This window comes from Orrella dioscoreae, from assembly GCF_900089455.2.
Lineage (GTDB): Bacteria > Pseudomonadota > Gammaproteobacteria > Burkholderiales > Burkholderiaceae_B > Orrella > Orrella dioscoreae.
This window is the reverse complement of sequence record NZ_LT907988.1, coordinates 2,970,346-2,995,893: the sequence shown is the minus strand read 5'-3', so window position 1 is coordinate 2,995,893 and position 25,548 is coordinate 2,970,346. Positions and strand designations below refer to the sequence as shown.

Below are 25,548 nucleotides of genomic sequence, written 5' to 3'. Positions count from 1 at the left end.
CTGAGGCCAGGCCGGCAGCCAACGGCAAGAGGGAGAGGCATGATGCAGGTGCGCGACATGACGATGGCAGACCATTGCGCCGTGATGGCGCTTTGGCGCGAGGTGCCGGGATTGACGCTGCGCGACGCGGACGGCCCCGAAGCCGTGGCGCGCTATCTGGCGCGCAATCCCGGCCTGAGCGCCGTGGCGGTGCTGGATGGCAGCCTGGTCGGCTGCATCCTGTGCGGGCACGACGGGCGCCGCGGGTATCTGCAGCATCTGGCCGTGCATCCGGATCATCGCCGGCAAGGCATTGCAAAGGCCTTGATCCAGCGTTGCCTGGCGCGGCTGCAGGAGGTGGGCATCTACAAGTCCCACGTCGACGTGCTGGTGGATAACGCCGCCGGGATGCAGTATTGGGAAGGGCTGGGGTGGCAGCGGCGCTCGGACATCCTGCGGTATTCCTTCGTGAGCGGGGGCGGGGAGAACGCCTAGCGTCTTGTTGCGCGGCAGGCAGGACATCGCGACCCATCGGAACTAGCCCCGACTGTCCTGGCGTCGCGGTGATGCCGCTGGCCGGCCGATGCCTGAGTAGCCTGTGCAGCCCACCGCTACACAGGAATTCTCATGTCAGGACGGCTGGCCTTGCTGGCCTTCGTGGGCGGCTGCGCGCTGGTGCAGACGCTGCCGCGCTTGCCTTGGTTCTGGGAAGTCGCTGCGCCGGGTGTCGCGTTGCTCGTGTGCTCGCTGGTCGTGCGTTGGCACGCCAGGCACCGGCTGGCCGCCGATACGCCGTTTCCGGAGGCATCCCGTCAAGGCAGCGTGCAAGGCCTGATCGCCATTGCCGGGGCCGCCTGCCTGGGCATCGCCTGGGCCAGCTTCTGCGCCCAGCACCGCCTGGACGACGCCCTGGCCGAAGGCAACATCAACCACGTCACCCGCGTCACCTTCCAGGTCGTCGGCCTGCCCCAAGGCGACGCCTCGGGCCGCGGCGCAGAGGTGCGCGTGCTGCACGCGCAACCCGAGGGCGTGCCCTCGCGCATCCAGGTGAACTGGTTCGCGCCGGGCATGGCCAGGCTGCCCGGCGCCACCTCATCGGAAGATCCTGTCGGTGTCGCCAGGCAGCCGGCAGGCGAACCCGCGCAGCCCGTGCCCGAACTCATTCCCGGCCAGGTCTGGCGCGCCGCGCTGGTGCTGCGCCCGCCAACGGGGCTGAGCAACCCCCAGGGTTTCGATTACGAAGGCTGGATGTTCCAGCGCGGCATCCGTGCACGCGGCACGGTGCGCGGCGAGCCCGTGCTGCTGCAGGCATGGGCAGGCGGCGCCGAAGCCCTGCTGCATCGTGCACGCTGGCATGTGCGGGAAGCCATGCTGCAAGCCCTGGCCGGCAAGCGTTACGGCCCCGTGCTGGTCGCGCTGGCCTTGGGCGACCAGCAGGGCGTGGCGCGCGAGGATTGGGACATCTTCAACCTGACCGGCATCACCCATCTGGTGTCCATCAGCGGCATGCACGTGACATTGCTGGCTGCCCTGGCAGGCCTGGCTGCGCGTGGCATCTGGAAGCGCCTGCGCTGGCGCCGCCGTGCCTGGGCGGAGCGGCTGCCGGCCCAGGCCGTGGGCGCGGCGGTCGCGGTCATCGTGGCGCTGGCCTACAGCCTGCTGGCCGGCTGGGGCGTGCCGGCGCGGCGCACCTTCTTCATGCTGGCGGTCATCGCGATGGCCGCCATGCTGCGCCTGCCGCTCACGCCCTGGCGCATCCTGCCCGCCGCGGCGGCGCTCGTCGTGGCGCTGGACCCATGGGCGCCGCTGGCGCCGGGTTTCTGGCTGTCTTTTGGTGCCGTGGCGGTGCTGATGCAGGCGGGGGCGAATGCCACGCAGACCGTGCAAGGCGACAAGCCGCCCAAGCGCTGGCGGCGGGCCGCGGCGCTGCTGTGGGAGGCCACGCGGCTGCAATGGCTCATCACGCTGGCGCTGACGCCCGTGCTGGCCTACCTGTTCCAACAGGTGCCGCTGGTGTCGCCGCTGGCCAATGCCATCGCGATTCCAGTCGTGAGCTATCTCGTCACGCCGCTGGCATTGCTGGCTGCCTTGCTGCTGGTCGCCCCTGGCGTGACAGCAGCGGGCGCCTGGGCGGCACTTGCGGGCGAAGCCGTGTTCGCGCAGATGATGGTGCCGCTGGTGGCCATGGCGGCGTGGGACGGCGCGGCGCTGAGCGTGGCGGCGGCGCCCTGGCCTTATCTGGTGCTGGCCCTGTTCGGCGTGGTCTGGGCGCTGGGAACGCCAGGGCTGCCGGTGCGCGCGGCCGGCTGGCTGCTGGCCCTGCCGGTGCTGGTGTGGCAGCCCACGCGGCCGCCACCGGGGCAGTGGCGGCTGACGGCCATCGACATCGGCCAGGGCGCGGCGGTCCTGGTGGAGACAGCCACGCAGACCCTGCTGTACGACACGGGCGTGCGCTACGGCCCGGACAGCGACGCCGCCAGCCGCGCCATCCTGCCGCTGTTGCGGGCGCGTGGCATCCGCGCGCTGGACGTGCTGGTGGTGTCGCACGCCGACGGCGACCACGCGGGCGGGCTGCGCAGCGTGCTGGCGGCGTTTCCGGTGGCGCAGGGCTACAGTCCCTTCGACATGGTGGCCTATCTCAGGCGCGAGGCCCGGCAAGGCCTGGCGACCTCGCCGATGCCGGCACTGCCAGCGCGCATGTCAGCGTGCGAGGCCGGTGTGTCCTGGGTGCAGGATGGCGTGCGCTTCGATTTCCTGCATCCGCCGCCAGGCGATGACAGCGCCCGGGCCTTGATGGACCGCAATGCCGCAAGCTGCGTGCTGCGCCTGGCGGGCGAGCACCACAGCGCCTTGCTGACGGGTGACATTCCCGTGGCGCAGGAGCGCGCGCTGGCGCGGGCGGGGCTGCCGGCCACGGAGTGGGTCATGGCGCCGCATCACGGCGCGGCCACGTCCTCCGGGGCTGATCTGGTGGCCGCGACGCAGGCCTGGCACGTGGTGGCGCAGGCTGGCCGCTACAACCGCTATGGCCATCCGAAAGCGCCCGTGCAGCGGCGCTGGGAGCGTGCCGGGGCGGTGTTCTGGCGCACCGATCTGCACGGCGCGGTCATGGCCGTATCGGAGGGACCCGGCACGCAGGGGCTGAGGATGCGCGCGCAGCGGTTGCATGCGCCGCGCTATTGGCAGGGACGATAAAAAAACACGGCCATCGGGCCGTGTTGTCGTCATGGCAGGATCGCTCAGCGCATCGGCTTGGGCGGCGCCGGTTGCGGCATGGGCTCCACGCGCTGCTCGTCATGCCGTTGGCGCGACGGGTTCTGCTGGCTGACCGGCACGGGCCTGGCATCCAGCGGCGCGGTGGCCGCGCCTTGCTCGACGGCCCACTTCACCAGCGCGGCCGACAAGGCGTCGGTGGCCTGGCCGAAAGCCGTGACGACGTCCGTCACGCTGGTGCCATTCGACGGCTGTGCGACCTCGAAGCGGTTGGCCGCCAGCAGCCTGCCGGTGCGCAGCGCAACCAGGCGGGCTTCGTAGCGCACGACGGCGACGGGTTTGCTGTCACGGTATTCCACCTGGAAGGTGCGCAGCGTGCCGGACAGGTCCAGCACCGAGGGCAGGGGATTGCGGTCGGTGCTGACCACGGCGATGCGGCGGTCATCCAGGAAGGCCTGCACCAGGCGCTCGCGCACCAGCACCGGCGACGGGTCGGCCCAGCGCACGCCTTCGTAGGCTGCCAGCCGGTTGCCATCGGGCACGACGAGGATGCGCGCCGAATCGATCATCTGGCCGCTTTCCGGCGTGCTGATGCGCAGCGAGGACATCGTGGGCGACTGGGACGCGGCGGGCAGGGCGGTCAGCGGCAATTGATAGACGGCGAGCTTTTCGCTCTTGGGCAGCAGCGTGCAGGCCGACAGCAGCGCGCTGGCGGCCAGCACGCCCAGCGCCACGGCGCGGCGCGTCAGGTTACGCGGGGCGGATGTCATGGACGGAACTCCTCAAGCGATTCGCGGCCCAGGATGTAGTTGGCCGGGTTGTCTTCCAGGCGGCGGGCGATGGCGTTGAGCGCCGACAGCGTGCTGCGCAGTTCGCGCACGGCCGGGCCGATCTCGCTGAAACCTTGCATGCCGCGGTTCAGCGCGGGCTGGTTGGTTTCCAGCAGCGTCTCGATGCGCGAGGTGGCGTTGGCCAGCGAGTTCATCGCATCCCGCGCGCCCTTCAGGGTGGCGGCACCTTCGCCGGCCACCAGCTGGTTCGTGTTCTTGATGAGGCTGGTGGCTTCCTTCAGCGCTGCCTGGCCTTCCTTGCTGGCCTGGGTCAGCTGGGCCAGCAACTCGCGGAACGAGTCACGCTGGTCCGCCATGGCGCCGGTGGCCTGCTCCAGGTTGGCCAGCGTCTTGCTGATGCTCTCGATGTTCTCCTTCGAGAACAGCTGCTTGGCATTGAAGATGATTTCGTTCAGGTTGCCCATCAAGTCTTCGCCGTTGGCCAGCAGCTTGGACAGCTGCGAGGGCGTGGCGACGATCACGGGTTCCTCGTTGCTGTCCGGCTTGGGCTTCAGCAGGGGGCTCTCCGGCGTGCCGTTGCCCAATTCGATGGCCGCGGCGCCGGTAATGCCGGTGATCATCAGGCGGGCGTTGGTGTCTTCCTTGATGCGGGCGGTGTCCTCGACGCGGATCCGCGCGATGACGCGGCGCGGGTCGTTGGGGTCGAGCGACAGCGCGACCACGTCGCCCACGCGGATGCCGCTGTACTGCACGGCGCTGCCGCGCGACAAGCCGTTGACCGGCTCGTTGAAGACCACGCGGTAGTAACTGACGCCGCCGTCGCCATGCGCCTTGGCCAACCACAGGCCGAAGATCAGGGCGCCGGAAACGGCGAGCAGGGTGAAGAGTCCAATGAGGACGTGGTGGGCACGTGTTTCCATATCAGGATCCCGTAGCGGCGGCGGCCGCTGCGCGTGCGCGCGGCCCGTGGAAGTATTCCTGCACCCAGGCGTCGTCGTAGCTGGCGACGGCGTCGATCGTGTCCACGACCAGCACCTTCTTTTGCGACAGCACGGCGACCCGGTCGCAGATGGTATAGAGCGTGTCCAGGTCGTGCGTGACCAGGAATACGGTCAGGCCCAGCGCATCGCGCAGGGTCAGGATGAGCTGGTCGAAGGCCGCGGCGCCGATGGGGTCCAGCCCGGCGGTGGGCTCGTCCAGGAACAGGATGGCGGCATCCAGCGCCAGCGAACGGGCCAGCGCCGCGCGCTTGATCATGCCGCCCGACAGCGAGGCCGGATACTTCGGGCCGGCTTCGGGAGGCAGGCCGGACAGCGCCAGCTTCACTTCCGCCAGCCGCTCGGCTTCGGCGCGCGACAGGCCGGCGTGTTCGATGAGCGGCAGCGCCACGTTTTCCGTGACGGTCAGCGACGAGAAGAGGGCGCCTTTCTGGAACAGTACGCCAAAGCGGCGCTCCTGCTCCGAGCGTTCGGCGGACGACAGGGAAAGCAGGTCCTTGCCTTCGACCTGGATGGTGCCGGCCGCGGGTTCCTGCAGGCCGACGATGCTGCGCAGGAGCACCGACTTGCCGGTGCCCGAGCCCCCCACCACGCCCAGGATCTCTCCGCGGCGCACGTCCAGGTCCAGGTTGTCGTGCACGACCTGGGCGCCGAACTGGTTGCGCAGGCCGCGCACCGAGATGGCGAGTTCGTCGCCAGCCTTGTCCTGGCGCGGGTCGTTGGCGGCCGTCACCATCCCATCTCCATGAAGAAGAGCGCGGCCAGGGCGTCGAGCAGGATCACCATGAAGATGGACTGCACCACGCTGGAGGTGGTGTGCTCGCCCACGGACTGCGCGCTGCCCGTGACCTTGAAGCCTTCCAGGCAGCCGATGATGGCGATGACGAAGGCAAAGATCGGCGCCTTCACCATGCCCACCAGGAAATGGCGGATATCCACGTTCTCCTGGATGATCGAGATGTAGCGCGTGAGCGAGATGTCCAGCGTCAGCAGGCAGACCAGCGCGCCGCCCAGCAGGCCGGCCAGCACGCCGATGAAGGTCAGGATGGGCAGCGAGATGAGCAGCGCGATGACGCGCGGCGCCACCAGCATTTCCACCGGGTTCAGCCCCAGGGCGCGCAGCGCGTCGATTTCCTCGTTGGCCTTCATGGAGCCGATCTGCGCGGTGTAGGCGCTGGCGGTGCGGCCCGCAATCAGGATGGCGGTGAGCAGCACGCCGAATTCCCGCAGGAACGAGAAGGCCACCAGGTTGACGGTGTAGATGGTGGCGCCGAACTGTTGCAGCACGGTCGCGCCCAGGAAGGCCACGACCGTGCCCACCATGAAGGTCAGCAGCGCGACGATGGGCAGGGCGTCCAGGGCGACCTGTTCGACCAGCGCCGTGACGGACGTGACGCGCCAGCGGCGCGGGCGGAAGACGGTGCGCGCGAGGGTCTCCAGCACCAGGCCGGCGAAACCCAGCAGCGTGATGAAGGTCTTCCAGCCGGCCATGACGGCAATGCCCACGCGCTCCAGCACTTCGCCCACGGCGTGGCGCGGTTCGCGTGGCGGCGGCGCGCAGCGGTCCAGCATGGCGACGCCCATGTTCTCCAGCAGGGCGCGGCGGGCGGCGGGCATGTCGGGGTCGGCCTGGGCGAGGTCCCGCGCATGTGTCGGGCCCAGCAGTTCGATCAGCAGGGCGGCGCCGGCGGTGTCCAGTTCCTTGAGCTCGCGCCAGTCGACGTCGGCCCCGGTATCACCGTCCGGCGCCAGCGCGTTGTCGGGCTGCAGGCGCGCGGCTTCGCGCGCCAGGGCCGGGTAGTTCTCCAGCACCCAGTCGCCGCCGATGACCCAGCGCGCGTCGCCGGCGTCCGATGCCTCGCGCGCGATCCAGGCCTCGCGGCCGGACGCACCGACGCGAACGGCGGACGATTCCCGCTTGGCGGCGGCCGGGTCGGGGGCGCGGAGTTGGGCCATGAAATAGGGGGGGAGGAAGAGACGCTGCGAGTCTAGCACTAAGGATGGGGCGTTTTTTTAAGGTGTTATTAATGGGAAGGCTTTGCTGTCGCGGGTTACGGCTGGGTGAGCAGGTGTTAGCGGCGTAGCAGGCGGTTGCCGGGCGTTTTCGTGGGGCCGGACAGCGGGTGGACGGGTTTCTCCGGCTGGATAAACCTGCCCACGAACGGAATCCGCCGCTCACGCTAAAATCCCGGCTTGCCTTCCCCCCTCCTGAACGAATCCCGCACCGTGCCCCTGTCCATCCTGAACGTCCCCGGTTCCTCCGCCCTGTCCGACTTCCGCCGCGCGCGACTGCTCGCCCGGCTCCAGGAGGCCGGCCTGCCCGTGGCAGATATTGCCGCCCGCCACGAACATTTCGTCTGGACCGACGGCGCCCTGGCAGGCGACGACCAGTCGCGCCTGCTGGCCTTGCTGGACTACGGCACGCCTTACACGGCGCCCGAGCGCGCCGACCAGGCCTTGGTGCTGCGCGTCATTCCCCGCCTGGGCACGATCTCGCCGTGGGCCAGCAAGGCCACCGACATCGCCCGCAACTGCGGTTTCGCCGCGGTGCGCCGGGTGGAGCGCGGGGTGCGCTACGCCCTGATCCCCCAGCGCGGCCTGCTGGGCATGGGCAGCAAGTCGCTGGACGACGCCCAACTGGCCCTGGCGGCAGGCCTGCTGCACGACCGCATGACCGAAACCGTGGTCGACGAGGCATTCGACGGCCAGGCGCTCTTCACGCCGCTGGCGGGCAAGCCCATGCGCACCGTTGCGGTGCAGGCAGAGGGCCGCCAGGCCCTGGTCACGGCGAACACCACGCTGGGCCTGGCCCTGTCGGAAGACGAAATCGATTACCTGGCCGAGTCCTTCAATGCGCTGGGCCGCGACCCGACCGACGTCGAACTGATGATGTTCGCGCAGGCCAACAGCGAGCACTGCCGCCACAAGATCTTCAATGCGCAGTGGGTCATCGACGGCCAGCAGCAGACCAAGACGCTGTTCGGCATGATCCGCGAGACGCACGCCGCGCAGCCCGCCGGCACCGTCATCGCCTATTCGGACAACGCCGCCGTCATGGAAGGCGGTGTCGCCACCCGCTTCCAGGTCGTGGGTCAGGGCGAAACCGGCGCGCCGCTGTATGGCCGCCAGGAAGCCACCATCCACACGCTGATGAAGGTGGAAACGCATAACCACCCCACGGCCATCGCGCCGTTCCCCGGCGCCTCCACGGGCGCGGGCGGCGAGATCCGGGACGAAGGCGCGACGGGCCGCGGCTCCAAGCCCAAGGCCGGCCTGACCGGCTTCACGGTCTCGCACCTGCGCGTGCCGGGCGCCGAGCAGCCCTGGGAGGCCGACCATCACGGCCTGCCCGACCGCATCGCCTCGCCGCTGTCCATCATGATCGACGGCCCGCTGGGCGGCGCCGCGTTCAACAACGAATTCGGCCGTCCCAACCTGCTGGGCTACTTCCGCACCTTCGAACAGACCGCCGGTGGCTCGCGCTGGGGCTACCACAAGCCCATCATGATCGCGGGCGGCCTGGGCAGCATCGATGCGCGCCTGACCACCAAGCTGCGCATCCCGCCGGGCGCGCTGCTCATCCAGTTGGGCGGCCCTGGCCTGCGCATCGGCATGGGCGGCAGCGCCGCGTCCAGCATGGGCGTGGGCAGCAACACCGCCGAACTGGATTTCGATTCCGTGCAGCGCGGCAACCCTGAAATCGAACGCCGGGTGCAGGAAGTCATCGACCGCTGCTGGCAGCAGGGCGAGCAGAACCCCATCCTGGCCATCCACGATGTGGGCGCCGGCGGCCTGTCCAATGCCTTCCCCGAACTGGTGAACGACGCCGAGCGCGGCGCCGTGTTCGATCTCAAGCGCGTGCCGCTGGAAGAGTCGGGCCTGTCGCCCGCCGAGATCTGGAGCAACGAGTCGCAGGAACGCTATGTGCTGGCCATCCAGCCCGCCGACCTGCCGCGCTTCCACGCCATCACGCGCCGCGAGCGCTGCCCCTATGCCGTCATCGGCATCGCCACCGAGCCGCGCGACCTGCGCGTGGTCAACGGCGCCACGGGCGATGACGCCACGCTGTTCGCCGAACTCGACGCGATGCTGGCCAGCCTGGACGCGCAACCCGCGCCGCAGCCGCCGGGCGCCGAAGGCGGCGCCCCGGGCCACCCGGTGGACGTGCCCATGAGCGTCATCCTGGGCAAGCCGCCGCGCATGACGCGCGACGTGCGGCGCTTGCCCGGCGTAGCCGAAGCGCTGGATCTCACCGTCATTTCCCTGGACGATGCCGCGCGCCGCGTGCTGCGTCATCCCACCGTCGCCAACAAGACCTTCCTCATCACCATCGGTGACCGCACCGTGGGAGGCCTCTCCAGCCGTGACCAGATGGTCGGTCCCTGGCAGGTGCCGGTGGCCGACTGCGCGGTCACGCTGGCCGACTACGAGGGTTTCCGCGGCGAAGCCATGTCCATGGGTGAGCGCACGCCCATCGCCATGCTCGACGCGCCGGCCTCGGGCCGCATGGCCGTGGCCGAAGCCCTGACCAACCTGGTCGCGGCCGACGTCGCGCGCCTGGAGGACATCAAGCTGTCGGCCAACTGGATGGCCGCTTGCGGCGTCGATGGCCAGGATGCCGCGCTGTTCGACACGGTGTCGGCCGTCAGCACGCTGTGCCAGGAAGTGGGCCTGTCCATCCCGGTGGGCAAGGACTCGCTGTCCATGCGCACCGGCTGGCAGGAAAACGGCGAGGCCCGCCAGGTCGTGGCGCCCGTCTCGCTCATCGTGACCGCCTTCGCGCCCGTCAGCGACGTGCGCGCCAGCCTGACGCCGCAGCTGCGTACCGACGCCGGCGACACCGCGCTGATCCTCATCGACCTGGGCCGTGGCCGCCATCGCCTGGGCGGCTCGATCCTGGCGCAGGCCTTCAACCAGGTCGGCGAAAACGTCCCCGACATCGACGCGCCGCAAGAACTGCGCGCCTTCTTCGTCACCATCCGCGCGCTGGCCGAGCAGGGCATCATCCTGGCGTACCACGACCGTTCCGACGGCGGCCTCTACGCCACCGTCTGCGAAATGGCCTTTGCCGGCCACACCGGCGTGTCCATCAACCTGGACATGCTGACCATCGACGCGAACACCGCCGATTGGGGCGACTACAAGATCCGTCCCGAGCAGGTCTCGGTGCAGCGCGCCGAGCTCACGCTCAAGGCGCTGTTCTCGGAGGAGGCGGGCGCCGTCATCCAGGTGCCGGCCGCCGAGCGCGACGCCGTCATGCAGGTGCTGCGCGCCGCGGGCCTGTCGGTCCACTCGCACGTCATCGGCGGCCTGAACACCCGCGACGAGGTCGAGTTCTTCCGCGACGGCCAGCGCATCTGGGGCGCGCCGCGCGCCGAACTGGGCCGCCTGTGGAGCGAGGTCAGCCATGACATCGCCGTGCTGCGCGACAACCCGGCGAATGCCAAGGCCGAGCTGGACATGTGGAACGACGCGGCCGACCCCGGCTTCACGCCGCGCGTGGCCTTCGACCCGCAGGAAGACGTGGCCGCGCCCTTCATCCATACCGGCAAGCGCCCGCGCGTGGCCATCCTGCGCGAGCAGGGCTGCAACAGCCAGGTGGAAATGGCCTGGGCCTTCGACACCGCCGGCTTCGAAGCCTGGGACGTGCACATGACCGACCTGCTGGCCGGCCGTGTCGACCTGGGCCAGGCGCAAGGCCTGGTCGCCGTGGGCGGCTTCAGCTACGGCGACGTGCTGGGCGCTGGCGAAGGCTGGGCCCGCACCATCCGCTTCAATGCGCAGCTGGCCGACCAGTTCGCCGCCTATTTCGCGCGTCCCGACACCTTCGCGCTGGGCGTGTGCAACGGCTGCCAGATGATGGCCGCGCTGGCGCCCATGATCCCGGGCGCGCAGGACTGGCCGCGCTTCACGCACAACCAGTCGGCCAAGTACGAGGCGCGCCTGTCCATGGTGGAGATCACCGCCTCGCCGTCGATCTTCTTCGCCGGCATGGAAGGCACGCAACTGCCGGTGGCCGTGGCGCACGGCGAAGGCTATGCCAACTTCGCGCAGCAGGGCGACGCCGTGCGCGTGCTGGGCGCGGCGCGCTTCATCGACAACCGTGGCGCCGCCACCGAGGCCTATCCCTTCAACCCCAACGGCAGCGCCGGCGGCCTCACCGCCGTCACCACCGCTGATGGCCGCTTCACGGTCATGATGCCGCACCCCGAGCGCGTCACGCGCAACGTCATGATGTCGTGGGCGCCTGCCCGCTGGGGCCAGGCCGATGCCGGCGGCGCCTATTCGCCGTGGATGCGTCTCTTCCGCAACGCGCGCGTCTGGCTGGGCTAGGCCCAGGTCGTCAGGGCCGAGACTTACGCGGCCCTGACGACACCGCAGCAAAAATGGAACGGCCGGGGCAACCCGGCCGTTTTGTTTGTGGCCAATGGCGGGTTTCGCGGGTTTCCGCTACTCCCGCAAGCACGCGATAGTCGCTATGTTTGCCTCATTCCGGCAGCCCCCGCAGACAGGCGGCGCCGGGAGCGGAGACGCCGCGGGCCTGGCGGGAGATCACGGGGCCAGGCATGGCGCGCGGCGGCGCGACTCGAACAAGAATGAGGAGAAGCCATGCTGTTGCAGTCGATACATACGCTGAGCTTGCGCAAGCGCCTGGGCTTGCTGGTGTTGTGCGCCGTGGTGGGCGTCCTGGCGATCGCAGCGGGTTTCCTGCTGTCCGAGCGCGCCTTGTTGATGGACGAACGCGCGCAGAGCGTGCGGCAGACCGTGGAGTCCGCGCACAGCCTGGTGGCGCGTTTCCACGCCCGCGCCCAGGCAGGCCAGATGACCGACGCGCAAGCCAGGACCGAAGCCATGGATGCCCTGCGCGCCATGCGCTACAGCGGCAGCGAATACTTCTGGGTCAACGACATGGCGCCGCGCATGGTCATGCATCCCGTGCGTCCGGAGCTGGATGGCAAGGACCTGTCCGGCATGGCCGATCCCAACGGCCTGCACCTGTTCGTGGAATTCGTGGACGTGGTCAAGGCCCAGGGCGGCGGCCTGGTCTATTACATGTGGCCCAAGCCCGGGCACGACGAGCCCGTGCGCAAGGCGTCCTATGTGATCGGCTTCGCGCCCTGGGGCTGGGTCATCGGCTCGGGGGTCTATGTCGACACCGTGGAAGCCACCTTCCTGCAGCGCGGCGCCACCTTCGGCGGCGTGGCCTTGTTGCTGGCAGCCTTGCTGCTGCTCATCGGCATGGTGATCTCGCGCGGCCTGTTGCGCCAGATCGGCGGCGAGCCCGGCCCGGCGGCCGAGGCCACGCAACGCATGGCGCGGGGCGACCTGAGCTGCGACATTCCCCTGGCGTCCCACAGCGAAGGCAGCCTGCTGCATGCCATCCGGGCCATGCGCGACAGCTTCGCCGGCATCGTGACCGAGGTGCGCGGCGGCACCAGCGCCATCGTGCAGTCCTCGCACCAGATCGCCTCGGGCAGCGCCGACCTGGCGTCGCGCACGGAATACCAGGCCAGTTCGCTGGAGGAAACCGCGGCCTCCATGGAAGAGTTCACGGCCACCGTGCGCCAGAACGCCGACAACGCCGCCGAGGCGTCCAGCCTGGTGGCCAGCACGGCCAGCACCGCCACGCGTGGCGGCGAGGTCGTGGAGCGCGTCGTCACCACCATGGGCGACGTGCAGGCCGCGTCGCGCAAGATCGTGGAAATCGTCTCGGTCATCGACAGCATCGCCGCGCAGACCAACATCCTGGCCTTGAACGCCGCCGTCGAGGCCGCCCGCGCGGGCGAGCAGGGGCGCGGTTTCGCGGTGGTGGCGGGCGAGGTGCGTGCGCTGGCCCAGCGCTCGGGCGCCGCGGCGCGCGAGGTGCGCCAGTTGATCGATGCGTCCACCGCCAGCGTCGAGGCCGGCACCGCGCTGGTGGCGCAGGCGGGCGCCACCATGCGGGAGGTGGTGCAGGGCGTGCAGGAAGTCACGCGCATCATCGACGAGATCGCCACGGCCAGCCGCGAGCAGTCCGACGGCGTCGAGCAGATCAACCAGGCCGTCAGCAGCATGGATCAGATGACCCAGCAAAACGCGGCCCTGGTGGGCGACTCGGCGAATGCCGCCGAATCATTGAACGCGCAGGCGGAAAGGCTGGAAGCGCTGGTCAGCGTGTTCAAGGTGGGCACGCCCAGTGCCACCGTGGTGCTGGAGGCCGAGCCGGCGCCCAGCCATGCCCGCGGGCCGCTGGTGTGGCGGGAGCAGGGCGCTTAGGGCCTGCAGGAGGGCTGCAGGCGCGCCCGCGCGATGCTCAGGCCAGCCTGTCCGCCCACTCGTCCCCGAACACCTCGGGCTCGCTGAAGGCTTCCAGGCGGGCGAAGTGCTGGTCGATGTCCTCGACGTACAGCGCGCTGGCGATGCCCTCGGCCAGCCGGCGCGCGCCGTCGCTGATGGCCGGGATATCGCCCGAGATCGCGCCGTGCGACAGCGCCGCGGGATAGTTGAAGCAATACACCCGCGCCAGCCCCGGGCAGGCGCCCGGCGTCTTCTCGCGCAGCTCGAAGGCCGGCCCCACGTCGGGCGAGTCGTGCAGCTCCTGGTCTTCGTCCCCCGAGGGCGGGGCATAGCGCTGGTGCCAGGCGCGCACGTGCGGCGCGATGGTCGCGAACTCCTCGCGCGCGAACCAGTCGATGCGAAAGCCCGTGGACAGGAACAGGAAGTCCAGCGCGATCACGCCCCGGGGCGTCGTCACGTGGATCTCGTCGCCCGCCATCTCGGCCTTCAGCACCGGCGACGACAGATGCACGCGCACATTCGGGTGGCGCATCACGCGCAGCGTGCTGCCGCGCGGGGGCGGCACCTGCTCGCGGTTGATGTAGTGGCGGAAGCGCCATTTCCAGGCGTCCGACAAGGCCTGGTGCCCATGCACCAGCCCCGGATTGCCCGCGGCCTTCTGCTTGTTGATGCGCGGGATGTCGGCGCGGCGCACCAGCATGTCCACGCGCTGGGCGTTGGCTTCCAGCGCGGTCGCGGCGCTGTCCATGGCCGACGAGCCCGCACCGACCACGCCTACGCGCTTGCCGGCCAGCATGGCCGCGTCCAGCACGTCCGAGGAATGCGCCCAGCGCTCGCGCGGCAAGCCGTTCACGAAGGCCGGCACCTGCGCGCCGCCCAGGCCGTCGCGGCCCGTGGCCAGCACCACGTGGCGCGCCAGCAGCGTGCGCGTGCCCTCGGCGTTGGCAATGTCCAGCGCCACCACGCCGTCGCCGCGCGGCCGCAGGCCCGACAGGCGGTGCGCATTGCGCAGGTCCAGGCCCATGACCTTGCGGTACCAGCGCAGGTAGTCCATCCATTGCAGGCGCGGAATCTTGTCCAGCGCTTCCCAGGCCGGCACGCCGTATTGCGCCTCGTACCAGGCGCGGAAGGTCAGGGCTGGCAGGCCCAGCGCCGGCCCTGTCAGCGTCTTGGGCGAGCGCAGCGTCTCCATGCGCGCCGTCGTGGCCCAGGGACCCTCGAAACCGGCAGGCGCCTGGTCGAAGATCACTGCCGTGATGCCCAGGTGGCGCAGCGCGGTCGCGGCCGTCAGGCCCGCCATGCCGCCGCCGATCACCGCCACGTCCAGCACCGGCAGGCCGTCGCGCTGGCTGGGCGGCACCCAGGCAGGCGGCGGCAGTTCCAGCCACGCCAGGTCCTGCGCCAGCCGGGCTTCCAGCGCGGCCAGGCCCGCAAGACCGGGGGCGCCGGGCGGATAGGGTGGGGCGCTGGCGGGGTTGCCCGTCAGGGGGGAAGGGGGCGCAGGGGCGGTGCAGGAAGGCGTTGCGGTCGATGTCATGCCCGCAAGTGTAGCCCTGCCCTGGGGCCGCCACGCCACACCTGTCCACGTCCGGATCAGGGTTTCCACTGACAGGTTCGCGCTCAGGCGTATAATCTTGCTTTGCGCCCGGAGTCCCCCATGCGTCTCATCAAAAAAGCACTCACTTTCGACGACGTGTTGTTGGTGCCTGCTTATTCCGACGTGCTGCCGCGCAACACGTCGCTCGCCACCCGCCTGACCCGCAACATCTCCCTGAACATCCCGCTCGTCTCGGCCGCCATGGACACGGTGACCGAAGCCCGCCTGGCCATCGCCATGGCGCAGGAAGGCGGCATCGGGATCATCCACAAGAACCTTTCCGCCGACGAGCAGGCCCGCGAGGTCTCCCGCGTCAAGCGCCATGAATTCGGCATCGTGATCGACCCGGTCACCGTCACGCCGGACATGAAGGTGCGCGACGCCATCGCCCTGCAGCGCCAGCACGGCATCTCGGGCCTGCCCGTGGTGCAGGATGGCAAGCTGACCGGCATCGTCACCAACCGCGACCTGCGCTTCGAAACCCGCCTGGACCTGCCGCTGCGTGACATCATGACCCCGCGCGAGCGCCTGGTCACGATGGACGAAAGCGGCACGCTCGACCAGGCCCAGACGCTGATGCACGAGCATCGTCTGGAGCGCGTGCTGATCGTCAACGACGCCTTCGAGCTGCGTGGCCTGGCCACCGTCAAGGACATCGTCAAGAACACCGAACATCCCAACGCCTGCAAGGACGCCCAGGGCCAGTTGCGCGTCGGCGCCGCCGTCGGCGTGGGCGAGGGCACCGAAGAGCGCGTCGCCAAGCTGGTCGCCGCGGGTGTCGACGTCATCGTCGTCGACACCGCCCACGGCCACTCGTCGGGCGTCATCGAGCGCGTGCGCTGGGTCAAGCAGAACTATCCCAAGGTCGACGTCATCGGCGGCAACATCGCCACCGGCGCCGCCGCGCTGGCGCTGGTCGAAGCCGGCGCCGATGGCGTCAAGGTCGGCATCGGCCCCGGCTCCATCTGCACCACCCGCATCGTCGCGGGCGTGGGCGTGCCGCAGGTCACCGCCATCTCGGACGTTGCCGAAGCGCTGGAAGGCACGGGCGTGCCGCTCATCGCCGATGGCGGCGTGCGCTACTCGGGCGACGTCGCCAAGGCACTGGCTGCCGGCGCCTCGGCCGTCATGATGGGCGGCATGTTCGCCGGCACCGAAGAGGCGCCGGGCGAAGTCGTCCTGTACCAGGGCCGTTCCTACAAGTCCTACCGTGGCATGGGCAGCCTGGGCGCCATGACGGACGGCTCGGCCGACCGCTACTTCCAGGACCCCTCCAACAACGCCGACAAGCTCGTGCCGGAAGGCATCGAAGGCCGCGTGCCCTACAAGGGCAGCGTCCTCGCCATCATCTTCCAGCTGGCCGGCGGCGTGCGCGCCTCCATGGGCTATTGCGGTTGCGCCAGCATCGAGCACATGCGCACCCGGGCTGAATTCGTCGAAATCACCTCGGCCGGCGTGCGCGAATCGCACGTCCACGACGTGCAGATCACGAAGGAAGCACCGAACTACCGCGCGGACTGATTCCTTTCCGCGCACCCCGCAGGTCCTATGCAGCACCCAAGCGCGCGCCCCTCGGCGCGCGCTTGGTTCATTCGCCGCCCTGAATTCACATTCAATCCGACAGAGTCCTCATGCATCAGCGCATCCTCATCCTCGATTACGGTTCACAGGTCACCCAGCTCATCGCGCGCCGCGTGCGGGAAGCGGGCGTCTACTGCGAAATCCATCCCGGTGACGTCGATCCCGCCTTCGTGGCCGAGCAGGCCGCGCAGGGCGGCCTGAAGGGCATCATCCTGTCGGGCAGCCACGCCTCGGCCTACGCCGAAGACGCTTTCTCGGTGCCCGCCAACGTCTTCGACGTGAAGGTGCCCGTGCTGGGCATCTGCTATGGCATGCAGTCCATGGCGCAGCAACTGGGCGGCGAGGTCAGCTTCTCGGACCACCGTGAGTTCGGTTACGCCGAAGTCCGCGCCCACGGCCACACGCGCCTCTTGGACGGCATCGAAGACTTCCGCACCCCGGAAGGCCACGGCATGCTCAAGGTCTGGATGAGCCACGGCGACAAGGTCACCGCGCTGCCGCCGGGCTTCAAGCTCATGGCCTCCACGCCGTCCTGCCCCATCGCCGGCATGGCCGACGAGGAACGCGGCTTCTACGCCGTGCAGTTCCACCCCGAAGTCACCCACACCCTGCAAGGCCAGGCGCTGCTCACCCGCTTCGTGCGCGAGATCTGCGGCTGCGAGGGCGACTGGAACATGCCCGACTACGTCTCCGAGGCCGTCGCCCGCATCCGCGAGCAGGTCGGTGACGACGAAGTCATCCTGGGCCTGTCGGGCGGCGTCGATTCGTCCGTGGCCGCGGCCCTGATCCACAAGGCCATCGGCGACCAGCTGACCTGCGTCTTCGTCGACCACGGCCTGCTGCGCCTGAACGAAGGCGAGCAGGTCATGGCCACCTTCGCCGACGCCATGGGCGTGCGCATCATCCATGTGGATGCCAGCGAACAGTTCCTGGGCAAGCTGGTCGGCGTCGAAGACCCCGAAGCCAAGCGCAAGATCATCGGCCGTGAGTTCGTCGAAGTCTTCCAGGCCGAAGCCGGCAAGCTCAAAAGCGCCCGCTGGCTGGCCCAAGGCACCATCTATCCCGACGTCATCGAGTCGGCCGGCGGCAAGACCGGCAAGGCCGTCGCCATCAAGTCGCACCACAACGTGGGCGGCCTGCCCGACACGCTGAACCTGAAGCTGCTGGAGCCGCTGCGCGAGTTGTTCAAAGACGAAGTGCGCAAACTGGGTATTGCATTGGGCCTGCCGCCCGCGATGGTGTACCGCCATCCGTTCCCTGGGCCTGGCCTGGGTGTGCGGATCCTGGGTGAGGTGAAGAAGGAGTACGCAGACCTGCTGCGTCGTGCGGATGCGATCTTTATCGAAGAGCTGCGCGGGACCGTGGATACGGTGAGTCAGCAGACGTGGTATGACCTGACCTCGCAGGCGTTTGCGGTGTTCCTGCCGGTGAAGTCGGTGGGGGTGATGGGGGATGGGCGGACTTACGATTACGTGGTTGCGCTGCGGGCTGTGCAGACGTCGGATTTCATGACCGCGGATTGGGCGCAGTTGCCTTATGCGTTGTTGGCCAAGGTTTCCTCGCGGATTATTAATGAGGTGCGGGGGATTAACCGGGTGGTTTATGACGTTAGTAGTAAGCCGCCGGCTACTATTGAGTGGGAGTGATTTGACGTCCTTCGAGGACTATCGCCAGCTATCGAAAAATCGTCGTAACGTATTGATTTTATAGGTAAATACGTCGCGGCATCTATCGGTGGCTATCGCCGGCTAGCAAAACAAGTTGACGGTGGCGCTGGCGGTAAGAATCGAGGCCGGATTAAGACACTCTCGTTCACTATTGAGACTTTTACTGTCTTTGACGGTAAAAATCTTCTCGGGAAAGCTTGTTTTACGCGGCTTTCCGAGCATCAGCAGGCCTCCAGGTCCCTGACGGTAAAAGCCGTCGAAAAACCGGAGGAAAACCTCGATGCTGACCGACGCTGCACTGCGAAATCTGAAGCCTAAGTCCAAGATTTATAAGGCTTCTGACCGGGATGGGATGTACGTGACGGTATCGCCCAGCGGTACCGTCACCTTCCGCTACGACTACCGGCTCCACGGCCGCCGCGAGACGCTGACCCTGGGACGCTATGGCCCGGGCGGTATCTCGCTGGCGATGGCGCGCGAACTGCTCTTGGATGCGCGCAAGTCCGTTCAGGCAGGGATATCCCCCGCGCTTGAAAAGCAACGCGAGAAGCGGCGGGTGGTCGCCATCAAGACCTTCGGCGCGGCGACGGAAGCATGGCTGACCAATGCGCGGTTGGCCGACAGCACCCGCGCCATGCGCAAGCACATCATCGACCGGGACATCCTGCCGGTGTTCCGCAATCGCCTGCTGACCGAGATCCAGGCCGAGGATCTGCGGGCCTTGTGCAACAAAGTCAAGGAGCGTGGGGCGCCGGCCACGGCCGTCCAGATTCGCGACATCGTGAAGCAGGTCTATGTATACGCCATCGCCCACGGCGAGAAGGTGGAGAACCCTGCGGAGAGCGTGAGAGCCTCCTCAATCGCCACCTTCGTGCCCAAGGATCGAGCCTTGTCGCCGCTGGAGATCCGGCTGGTGATTCAGCACCTGGAATTGGTGGCGACCTATCCGACCATCAGGCTCGCCTTGCGCCTGATTCTGCTGACGCTGGTGCGAAAGAGCGAACTGATCCAGGCCACCTGGGATGAGGTCAACTTCGAGCGCGCGACTTGGACGATTCCGAAGCAGCGGATGAAGGGGCGCAATCCGCACGTGGTTTACCTATCGAGTCAGGCGCTCGACATCTTCGTCACGTTGCACGCTTGCGCGGCGGGTTCAAGGTTCGTCTTTCCGTCTCGTTACGATGCCGAGCGGTGCATGTCCAATGCGACCTTGAATCGGGTCACGCAGCTCGTAGTACAGGCCGCGAAAACCAAAGGGCTGCCCCTGCAACCGTTCACTGTCCATGACCTGCGCCGCACCGGCTCGACGCTGTTGAACGAAATCGGCTTCAACCGCGACTGGATCGAGAAGTGCCTGGCCCACGAGGACGGGCGTTCTTCGCGCTCGGTCTACAACAAAGCCGAATATGCCGAGCAGCGGCGCCACATGCTGCAAGAGTGGGCCAACCTGGTTGAAGCCTGGGGCGGTGGGCAGACCTACGTGCCGAAGCTGGTGCCGAGAGACGTGGTCGTGCCGGCGCTGAGCGCGATCGTATAGGAGGGCCGCATCATGATGTGTCTTGGATCGGCCTTTGACGGATCGGGCCAAGTTCATTTTTTCGAGGAAATAATCACTTTGAGTGATCGAAAACCTGGAAATCTGAACCTCCTGATGGTCGAGCCGCGCGATACGCTGGCCAATTCCGATGAGGCCGGGTTGTCACTTGACAACCCGGCCTATTGTCTCGATACTGGAGACTACTGATGGCCCGTCCCTCCCACCCGAAGAAAGAGGTCGAGGAAGCTGTCAGGCACGCTGAAGGGCATGGCTGGCGTGTCGAAGTCGGCGGCAGTCACGCATGGGGGCGGATCTACTGCCCATACAACGACGAGGAGTGCCGCTGCGGCGAGTTCTGTATCGCCAGCGTCTGGAGCACGCCGAGGAGCCCCGGCAACCACGCCCGCGCCTTGCGGCGCGTCGTGGACAACTGCACCACGCATCGTAAGCAGCAAGAGGCTGACGATGACGCCAAGGAATAGCGCGATGGAATACACCTTCACCTTGAAGTACCAGCTCGCCGACGATGAGGGTGACCCTGATGCGCTGGTCGAACGCCTGGGCGAAGCCGGCTGCGACGATGCCCTGGTGGGCATCGGCCAGCCGGGGCGCTTGGCGCTGGAGTTCACCCGCGAGGCGGCAGATGCCGGCATCGCCATACGCAGTGCGTTGGCGGACGTGCGCAATGCCGTGCCGTCGGCCAAGCTGATCGAAGTCGCGCCGGATCTGGTCGGTCTGACCGACGTGGCCGACATCGTAGGCGTGTCGCGGCAGAACATGCGCAAGCTGATGCTGGCACATCCGGGCAGCTTCCCGGCACCGGTACATGAGGGGAGTGCGTCGATCTGGCACTTGGCGGACGTGCTAGCGTGGTTGCAGGCCAGGGGCAGCTATTCGCTGGCCAGGGGCATGCTGGACGTTGCGCGGGTGGCCTTGCAAGTCAACGTGGCGAAGGAGGGGCGGCGACTGCCGCGCTCGGCGTCCAAAGAGTTGGAAGCATTGGTGGGTTGAGGACTGTTGCCCCGCTTCATGCCTCGTCCGAACCGGCCCGGACAGGGCGGGTTTTTCGTAGGTGGACATCCGGCTTGGAGATGCTGCCGCGAGGCGCTTGCTTTCGTTCCTCGACCCACGCCTCTACTTCGGCTAAGTCCCACACCACGCAGCGCGGTGTCAGATTGAAGCGTCGTGGGAACTCGCCGCGGCGCTCCATTTCGTAGATCGTTGTTTCGGCCAGGGGCACGATGTGCCGCAGGTCCTGGCGGCGGATCGTGCGCCGGAAGGGAAGGGGACTGCCCTTCGGAAATTGTGGCAGCGCTTCATAGGCCTCCGTTCCCGGCATGGGAAGAGACTGGCGGCCGGCATCGATGCCGGTCATGTTGGTTTTTTGCGATAGCTTTTCCACCTTGAACTCCGTGAGTACGCTACATGGAGACATGGTGGAGCTCCGTACCTATCGGCACAACTTGCTGTGGCGTGGCGCAGCGAGCTCGGTGCAAGTTACAAGCTAAGGCATGGCAGTGCTTGGCGACGCCGCATGCAGGTTTAGCCCGGAATTGCCCTTATTTCGTGGGCTTTGCACGTCCTGATGTTGCAAGACGTTCTAGGTTCGACGCGCTTGTCTCCAGGTCTGTGTCAGCCATTCGCGCTAGAGCATTTAGCCCGACGCGGACTACCTCGCTTTGGTTCATAAGCAAGCCTAGGGTGGCGTAGCGCAACCTCAACGTCTCGATCAAGTCTGCGTCTGCCTTTTGCATCGAAAACGCGCGTCTTACGACCTGGCCCGCTGGTACGGGTTGGCGTTTTCCCGCTCCTGTAGACATAGTCGGCTCCTGACGGCAATCGTGTGATAATACCGTATGCTGCGTATGTGCAAGCCAGTCGCTGCAAAAAAATGAAGACGGCAAGCGCCCGTAACCAATCTCGGAGTCGTTGATGGCTACATCTCCTCGTCGTGCAGCTCCAGTTAGTAGTGGCCAATCTCGTCGCCGAACCGAAACTGACGTGATTGATAAGGCGACGTCGGAAGAGTCGCCTTACCATCTGCGCATTTCCAGGCTCACCGTCGATAAGCTTGGGGTCAAGCTGTATGACAAGGCCAGCGCAGTGGTTGCCGAGTTGATCGCCAACGGCTACGACGCAGACGCGGAGACAGTTACGGTTCGCCTGCCCTTAAGCATACAGTTGGCCTCGAAAGCAGGAGGTCAGCTCAGGGATGTAGGATATGTGATAGACGTTGAGGACGACGGGCATGGAATGGCTCCAGAAGAGGCCATCAATTTCTATCTCCGCGTCGGTGCTGACCGCCGAACTCGCAAAGGACAGGACGGCGGAAGGTCGCGCAACAAGAAGCGTCCTGTGATGGGGCGTAAAGGAATTGGCAAGCTTGCGCCATTTGGCATCTGTCGGCGCATTGAAGTTTGGTCAGCCGGTGGTCCAAAGACCAAAGAGGGCTACGCAGTAACCCATTTTTTTATGGATTTCGACAAGATCGTCACTGATGACGATGAAGCCGTGCCGTTGGAAGTGGGAAATGCTGATCGGACATGGAGTAAAAAAACGGGAACGCGTATCCGTTTGACGTCGTTTCTCGCAAAGCGAGTGCCTGATCTTGAGACGTTTCTTCGACAGCTTGCTGTTCGCTTCACGTTTGCCAAGCCGGATTTCCAGATCCTCGTTGTGGATGCCACGAAGGACAAGGCGAAACCCGTCAAGGTCAATCCACTGGACATCCCATTGTTACCCGGCTCACGGATAGACCTGTCGAGCCGTCCAGTACATGCTGATGACGGCTCGATACTTCCAGTATCCGGGTGGTTAGGCATGGCTAAAGAGGCGTACAAAAACGAAGAAATGATGGGTGTCCGCATTTATGCCAGAGGAAAGATCGCTGGCGTGACTCGCGATTTCAACCAACCTGCGGGTTTCACAGGCGAGTTCGCCATGCGCTCGTATCTGGTTGGTCAAGTTGAAGCAGAGTGGCTCGACTTGGATCAAGGGGACGATCTCGTTAGAACCGATCGCCAGGACATTCTGTGGGATTCCGACTATGGCCAATTACTAAGAAAGTGGGGTGCGGAACTCATCAGAGAGATAGCGCGAATTTCGCGTGAGCCGCGTCGGATTCGGGTGCGAGATGAATTCCTACGTAAGTCGAAGATCGAGGAGCGTGCGCGCGAACGATTCGGCGATAAGGAAGTGTCGCGAGTTGCCATTGACCTTGCCAAGAAATTCGGTGGATTTGCTGCTGAGGATGAATTAAACGATGAGGTCTACGTCGAAGACTTGTCCCAAATCATTCTTTCGGTCGCTCCGCACCAAGCTTTGATGGAGGCATTTCATGAGTTCTCCAATAGGGTGACGAAGGGCGAGGCATCCATTGAGCAGATGCTTGACATTTTCAGCAAGGCGCAGCTTGCGGAGCTTGCGTCCTATGCTCAGATTGCGGCACAACGGGTTCGAGTCATAAAGGATCTCGAACAAATTATCGACGTTTCGATGGATGAGAACCAGTTCCAGTCACTTATTGCGAGTGCGCCTTGGCTGATTGAGCCGTCGTGGACTGTCATCACGAAGAATCAAAGCTTAAAGAACTTCAAGAATGCATTTGAGAAGTTCTGGCAGAAGGAGCATGGTTCAACCATTAAGCTGGCCATTGACTATGAAGTCAAACGTCCGGATTTTACGTTGGTCAGCATTGATGGTCTGTTGCATATAGTTGAGATTAAAAAAGCAGGACATGTGTTCGACGATACGGACTTTTCGCGTCTCGTTAACTACGTCGATGCATTCAAGAAGTTTTTCAAGGATAACGAAGAAACTGTGTCTGAGTTCTATAAGGGGTGGCGAATTAGCCTCGTCGCCGATGGCGAAAAATTGAAGCAGAGCGTCAACAAACACGCATACGAGGGATTCGTGAAAGAGAGCTGCGTAAGACGTATGTCGTGGCGCGACTTCCTTACGCGAGCGAAGAGAGTTCACGAGCAATTTCTCGATGTGCATGATCTTGGTGCCGACAAGCGCAAAGGCAGATCATCATGAGTAGGCTACGAGCCGTTAGCTTGTTCTCGAATTGCGGGGCAGGTGATGTCGGGTACCGCAAGGCTGGATTCCACTTTGAGGTGATGGCGGAGCTGGAGCAGGATCGTTTAGACGTTTGTTTGCTGAATCACCCCGGTGCAGAGGGCGTTTCAGGTGATCTCCGAAAAACGTGGAAGACGGTAGTCAAGAAGTACCGTGCGAAAGCAGGCCGTGCGCGCCCAGCCTTGCTCTGTGCATGCCCACCTTGCCAAGGCATGAGTTCGGCACGTTCGGGGAAAGGTAGCCATGATGATGCAGATGCAGGGTCGAAAGACGAACGAAATTTGCTGGTGACCGTGGTGGCGAACGTGGCGTTGGAACTGATGCCTGCACTGTTAGTCGTCGAAAACGTGCCTGCTTTTTTTACGCGGAAAGTCCATCATCCGAAGGACAAGAACCCCGTTTCTGCGGCCAACTATCTCATTGCCTCCCTGGCGAAGGACTACGTTGCGTTTCCTCTCGTGGCGGACCTATGTGATTTCGGCGTTCCTCAGTCCCGTAAGCGAGCGTTCTTGACCTTTGTTCGACGCGACATCCGAGGTCTGAAAGAAATGCTCAGGTTGGGCCGTACTCCCTTTCCCCGAGCAACGCACGCCCCCGATACGGGGGACGCGCGCCCCGTTACGTTGCGGGAAGCACTCGAAAGTTTTGGATTGCCCGACCTTGATGCTTCTACACGGAAGACGGCATCGGCGGACGAATTTTCTGGCTTCCATTCTGTACCCATCTGGGATGAGCGGATTTACGCTATGGTCGCTGCCATTCCGCCTTCAACGGGGCGTAGTGCATGGGACAATGAAGTATGTGCGGATTGCGGCCCGGTCACGGTGCCCGCGGAGGCAGCAACCTGCCCGAAATGCGGCGAGCCACTATTACGTCCCGTGGTTAAAGAGCACAATGGCACCTTTCGCTTGGTTAAAGGCTTTGCAAGCAGCTATCGACGCATGCATGCAGACCGGCCTGCGGCTACGGTTACGACGGCAAGTGGCCACATCGGGAGCGATTACACTATTCATCCCACGCAGAACCGTTTGTTGAGTCCTCTCGAATGTGCTCTGTTGCAGACGTTCCCTCGTGATTTTCAATGGGGCGACGCGCTCAAAAGACTTGGCCATACGAACGTCCGAGAAATGATCGGTGAAGCGGTTCCGCCTGCGTTTACCACGATGCATGGTGAGGTGCTTCGCGGTCTTTTGCAGCGACAGCCAGTTAGAGCACCGATGGCGATGAGTGACGAGCGATGCGTGAAGGGTTGGGAAAAGCTGGCAGGTGCAGCTAAGAAAGACGGGCGCCAAGACCCACGTAGTTTTTTCGAGTACGCGACGGCTTCTAGTCGTTCAGCGAGATATCTCCAGAAGCGTACCGAGTTGCAGCAGCCGATCTAACGATTAGCCCGATATAAAATCACGCAGGCGTTCTGCGACCTGCGTGATTTCTTTCAATTCACATTCCCAGACGATCAAAACGTCCCACCCATGGTGGCGAAGTTCCGTGATGTTGCGCTTGTCACGCGCTTGGTTTTTCTCAATCTTCATTCGCCATGTGTTCGCGTTATTGACAGGCAATTTCGCACGCTTGCACTCCTCATGCCCATGCCAAAAGCAGCCGTGAATCAGCACGATTTTCCTGTGTTTTGGTAAAACGATGTCCGGTGACCCAGGAAGGTCTTTGCGGTGCAAACGAAATCGATAGCCCATCTGATGCAGTAGGCTTCTCACCACCATTTCAGGAGCGGTGTTAGTGCCACGTACCGCCTGCATGCGGCGGCGTGTTGCCGGCGCTACGTTCGAATAGAGCGAATTTTCGTCTTGGTTGTTCGACATGATCCTTG

At 65.6% G+C, this 25,548-nt stretch carries 18 protein-coding genes; 11 read left to right on the top strand and 7 right to left on the bottom strand.

From position 1 onward, the window contains the following. The first annotated feature begins 57 nt into the window (after nucleotides 1-57). A complete protein-coding gene (locus ODI_RS13930; RefSeq protein WP_231968058.1) occupies nucleotides 58-474 on the top strand; it encodes a GNAT family N-acetyltransferase in 417 nt (138 codons plus the stop codon). A gap of 132 nt (nucleotides 475-606) precedes the next feature. Beyond that, nucleotides 607-3,174, top strand: coding sequence for a DNA internalization-related competence protein ComEC/Rec2 (locus ODI_RS13925; protein ID WP_067751423.1), 2,568 nt, complete (start codon nucleotides 607-609; stop codon nucleotides 3,172-3,174). Nucleotides 3,175-3,218: 44 nt separating this feature from the next. Here the strand turns inward: ODI_RS13925 and ODI_RS13920 are convergent, their stop codons facing one another. From ODI_RS13920 to ODI_RS13905, 4 genes are read right to left on the bottom strand one after another with little or no spacing between them, the layout of a single operon-like run. Then, a complete protein-coding gene (locus ODI_RS13920; protein ID WP_067751417.1) occupies nucleotides 3,219-3,962 on the bottom strand; it encodes an ABC-type transport auxiliary lipoprotein family protein in 744 nt (247 codons plus the stop codon). Beyond that, nucleotides 3,959-4,903, bottom strand: coding sequence for an MlaD family protein (locus ODI_RS13915; RefSeq protein ID WP_067751415.1), 945 nt, complete (start codon nucleotides 4,901-4,903; stop codon nucleotides 3,959-3,961). The genes ODI_RS13920 and ODI_RS13915 overlap by 4 nt, the downstream gene beginning before the upstream one ends. A 1-nt stretch (nucleotide 4,904) precedes the next feature. Further along, nucleotides 4,905-5,717, bottom strand: a complete 813-nt coding sequence (locus tag ODI_RS13910; protein WP_067751413.1) for an ABC transporter ATP-binding protein — start codon at nucleotides 5,715-5,717, stop codon at nucleotides 4,905-4,907. Beyond that, entirely contained in the window at nucleotides 5,711-6,937 is a 1,227-nt protein-coding gene (locus tag ODI_RS13905) for an MlaE family ABC transporter permease (protein ID WP_082985221.1), read from the bottom strand. Before ODI_RS13905 ends, ODI_RS13910 begins: the two co-directional genes overlap by 7 nt. A gap of 237 nt (nucleotides 6,938-7,174) precedes the next feature. Between ODI_RS13905 and purL the strand changes: the two genes are divergently transcribed. Further along, the gene (gene purL, locus ODI_RS13900) at nucleotides 7,175-11,314 is read left to right on the top strand and encodes a phosphoribosylformylglycinamidine synthase (protein WP_408635828.1); all 4,140 of its coding nucleotides are present in this window, start codon (nucleotides 7,175-7,177) and stop codon (nucleotides 11,312-11,314) included. Between the two features lie 276 nt (nucleotides 11,315-11,590). Then, complete coding sequence (locus ODI_RS13895; protein WP_067751409.1) at nucleotides 11,591-13,237, top strand: methyl-accepting chemotaxis protein; 1,647 nt, start codon at nucleotides 11,591-11,593, stop codon at nucleotides 13,235-13,237. Between the two features lie 37 nt (nucleotides 13,238-13,274). On the opposite strand, the gene ODI_RS13890 is transcribed toward ODI_RS13895, so the two are convergent. Further along, nucleotides 13,275-14,795 carry an NAD(P)-binding domain-containing protein gene (locus ODI_RS13890; RefSeq protein WP_082985220.1) on the bottom strand — a complete coding sequence of 507 codons (1,521 nt, stop codon included), beginning with the start codon at nucleotides 14,793-14,795 and terminating at the stop codon, nucleotides 13,275-13,277. A 120-nt stretch (nucleotides 14,796-14,915) separates the two neighbouring features. Between ODI_RS13890 and guaB the strand changes: the two genes are divergently transcribed. The 5 genes from guaB to ODI_RS13865 all read left to right on the top strand — a co-directional run bounded on the left by guaB (nucleotide 14,916) and on the right by ODI_RS13865 (nucleotide 20,651). After that, nucleotides 14,916-16,376 (top strand): IMP dehydrogenase, encoded by a 1,461-nt coding sequence (gene guaB, locus ODI_RS13885; RefSeq protein ID WP_067751408.1) that lies wholly within the window; start codon nucleotides 14,916-14,918, stop codon nucleotides 16,374-16,376. Between the two features lie 110 nt (nucleotides 16,377-16,486). Further along, on the top strand, nucleotides 16,487-18,082 hold the full coding sequence (gene guaA / locus ODI_RS13880; protein ID WP_067751404.1) for a glutamine-hydrolyzing GMP synthase: 1,596 nt from the start codon (nucleotides 16,487-16,489) through the stop codon (nucleotides 18,080-18,082). Nucleotides 18,083-18,383: 301 nt separating this feature from the next. Beyond that, a complete protein-coding gene (locus ODI_RS13875) occupies nucleotides 18,384-19,640 on the top strand; it encodes a tyrosine-type recombinase/integrase (protein WP_067751401.1) in 1,257 nt (418 codons plus the stop codon). Nucleotides 19,641-19,846: 206 nt separating this feature from the next. Continuing rightward, nucleotides 19,847-20,122 (top strand): hypothetical protein, encoded by a 276-nt coding sequence (locus ODI_RS13870; protein WP_067751399.1) that lies wholly within the window; start codon nucleotides 19,847-19,849, stop codon nucleotides 20,120-20,122. 4 nt (nucleotides 20,123-20,126) lie between these two features. After that, entirely contained in the window at nucleotides 20,127-20,651 is a 525-nt protein-coding gene (locus tag ODI_RS13865; protein ID WP_067751396.1) for a helix-turn-helix transcriptional regulator, read from the top strand. Nucleotides 20,652-20,667: 16 nt separating this feature from the next. On the opposite strand, the gene ODI_RS13860 is transcribed toward ODI_RS13865, so the two are convergent. Further along, nucleotides 20,668-21,015 (bottom strand): helix-turn-helix transcriptional regulator, encoded by a 348-nt coding sequence (locus ODI_RS13860; protein WP_098020908.1) that lies wholly within the window; start codon nucleotides 21,013-21,015, stop codon nucleotides 20,668-20,670. Nucleotides 21,016-21,572: 557 nt separating this feature from the next. Here ODI_RS13860 and ODI_RS13855 point away from each other — a divergent pair. Further along, nucleotides 21,573-23,678, top strand: a complete 2,106-nt coding sequence (locus ODI_RS13855) for an ATP-binding protein (RefSeq protein ID WP_082985219.1) — start codon at nucleotides 21,573-21,575, stop codon at nucleotides 23,676-23,678. A 20-nt stretch (nucleotides 23,679-23,698) separates the two neighbouring features. After that, nucleotides 23,699-25,102 (top strand): DNA cytosine methyltransferase, encoded by a 1,404-nt coding sequence (locus ODI_RS13850; RefSeq protein ID WP_231968057.1) that lies wholly within the window; start codon nucleotides 23,699-23,701, stop codon nucleotides 25,100-25,102. 3 nt (nucleotides 25,103-25,105) lie between these two features. Here ODI_RS13850 and ODI_RS13845 read toward each other — a convergent pair whose 3' ends face one another. Continuing rightward, nucleotides 25,106-25,540: a very short patch repair endonuclease gene (locus ODI_RS13845; protein WP_074046781.1), complete on the bottom strand. Its 435-nt coding sequence runs from the start codon at nucleotides 25,538-25,540 to the stop codon at nucleotides 25,106-25,108. Between the last annotated feature and the right edge of the window lie 8 nt (nucleotides 25,541-25,548).

What these genes read in the sequence shown, in the direction of transcription:
- ODI_RS13870 (WP_067751399.1), top strand. Translation starts at nt 19,847, where the DNA reads ATGGCCCGTCCCTCCCACCCGAAGAAAGAGGTCGAGGAAGCTGTCAGG.
- guaB (WP_067751408.1), top strand. Translation starts at nt 14,916, where the DNA reads ATGCGTCTCATCAAAAAAGCACTCACTTTCGACGACGTGTTGTTGGTG.
- ODI_RS13895 (WP_067751409.1), top strand. Translation starts at nt 11,591, where the DNA reads ATGCTGTTGCAGTCGATACATACGCTGAGCTTGCGCAAGCGCCTGGGC.
- ODI_RS13910 (WP_067751413.1), bottom strand. Translation starts at nt 5,717, where the DNA reads ATGGTGACGGCCGCCAACGACCCGCGCCAGGACAAGGCTGGCGACGAA.
- ODI_RS13930 (WP_231968058.1), top strand. Translation starts at nt 58, where the DNA reads ATGACGATGGCAGACCATTGCGCCGTGATGGCGCTTTGGCGCGAGGTG.
- ODI_RS13865 (WP_067751396.1), top strand. Translation starts at nt 20,127, where the DNA reads ATGGAATACACCTTCACCTTGAAGTACCAGCTCGCCGACGATGAGGGT.
- ODI_RS13860 (WP_098020908.1), bottom strand. Translation starts at nt 21,015, where the DNA reads ATGACCGGCATCGATGCCGGCCGCCAGTCTCTTCCCATGCCGGGAACG.
- ODI_RS13915 (WP_067751415.1), bottom strand. Translation starts at nt 4,903, where the DNA reads ATGGAAACACGTGCCCACCACGTCCTCATTGGACTCTTCACCCTGCTC.
- ODI_RS13905 (WP_082985221.1), bottom strand. Translation starts at nt 6,937, where the DNA reads ATGGCCCAACTCCGCGCCCCCGACCCGGCCGCCGCCAAGCGGGAATCG.
- ODI_RS13845 (WP_074046781.1), bottom strand. Translation starts at nt 25,540, where the DNA reads ATGTCGAACAACCAAGACGAAAATTCGCTCTATTCGAACGTAGCGCCG.
- ODI_RS13890 (WP_082985220.1), bottom strand. Translation starts at nt 14,795, where the DNA reads ATGACATCGACCGCAACGCCTTCCTGCACCGCCCCTGCGCCCCCTTCC.
- ODI_RS13855 (WP_082985219.1), top strand. Translation starts at nt 21,573, where the DNA reads ATGGCTACATCTCCTCGTCGTGCAGCTCCAGTTAGTAGTGGCCAATCT.
- guaA (WP_067751404.1), top strand. Translation starts at nt 16,487, where the DNA reads ATGCATCAGCGCATCCTCATCCTCGATTACGGTTCACAGGTCACCCAG.
- ODI_RS13875 (WP_067751401.1), top strand. Translation starts at nt 18,384, where the DNA reads ATGCTGACCGACGCTGCACTGCGAAATCTGAAGCCTAAGTCCAAGATT.
- ODI_RS13920 (WP_067751417.1), bottom strand. Translation starts at nt 3,962, where the DNA reads ATGACATCCGCCCCGCGTAACCTGACGCGCCGCGCCGTGGCGCTGGGC.
- ODI_RS13925 (WP_067751423.1), top strand. Translation starts at nt 607, where the DNA reads ATGTCAGGACGGCTGGCCTTGCTGGCCTTCGTGGGCGGCTGCGCGCTG.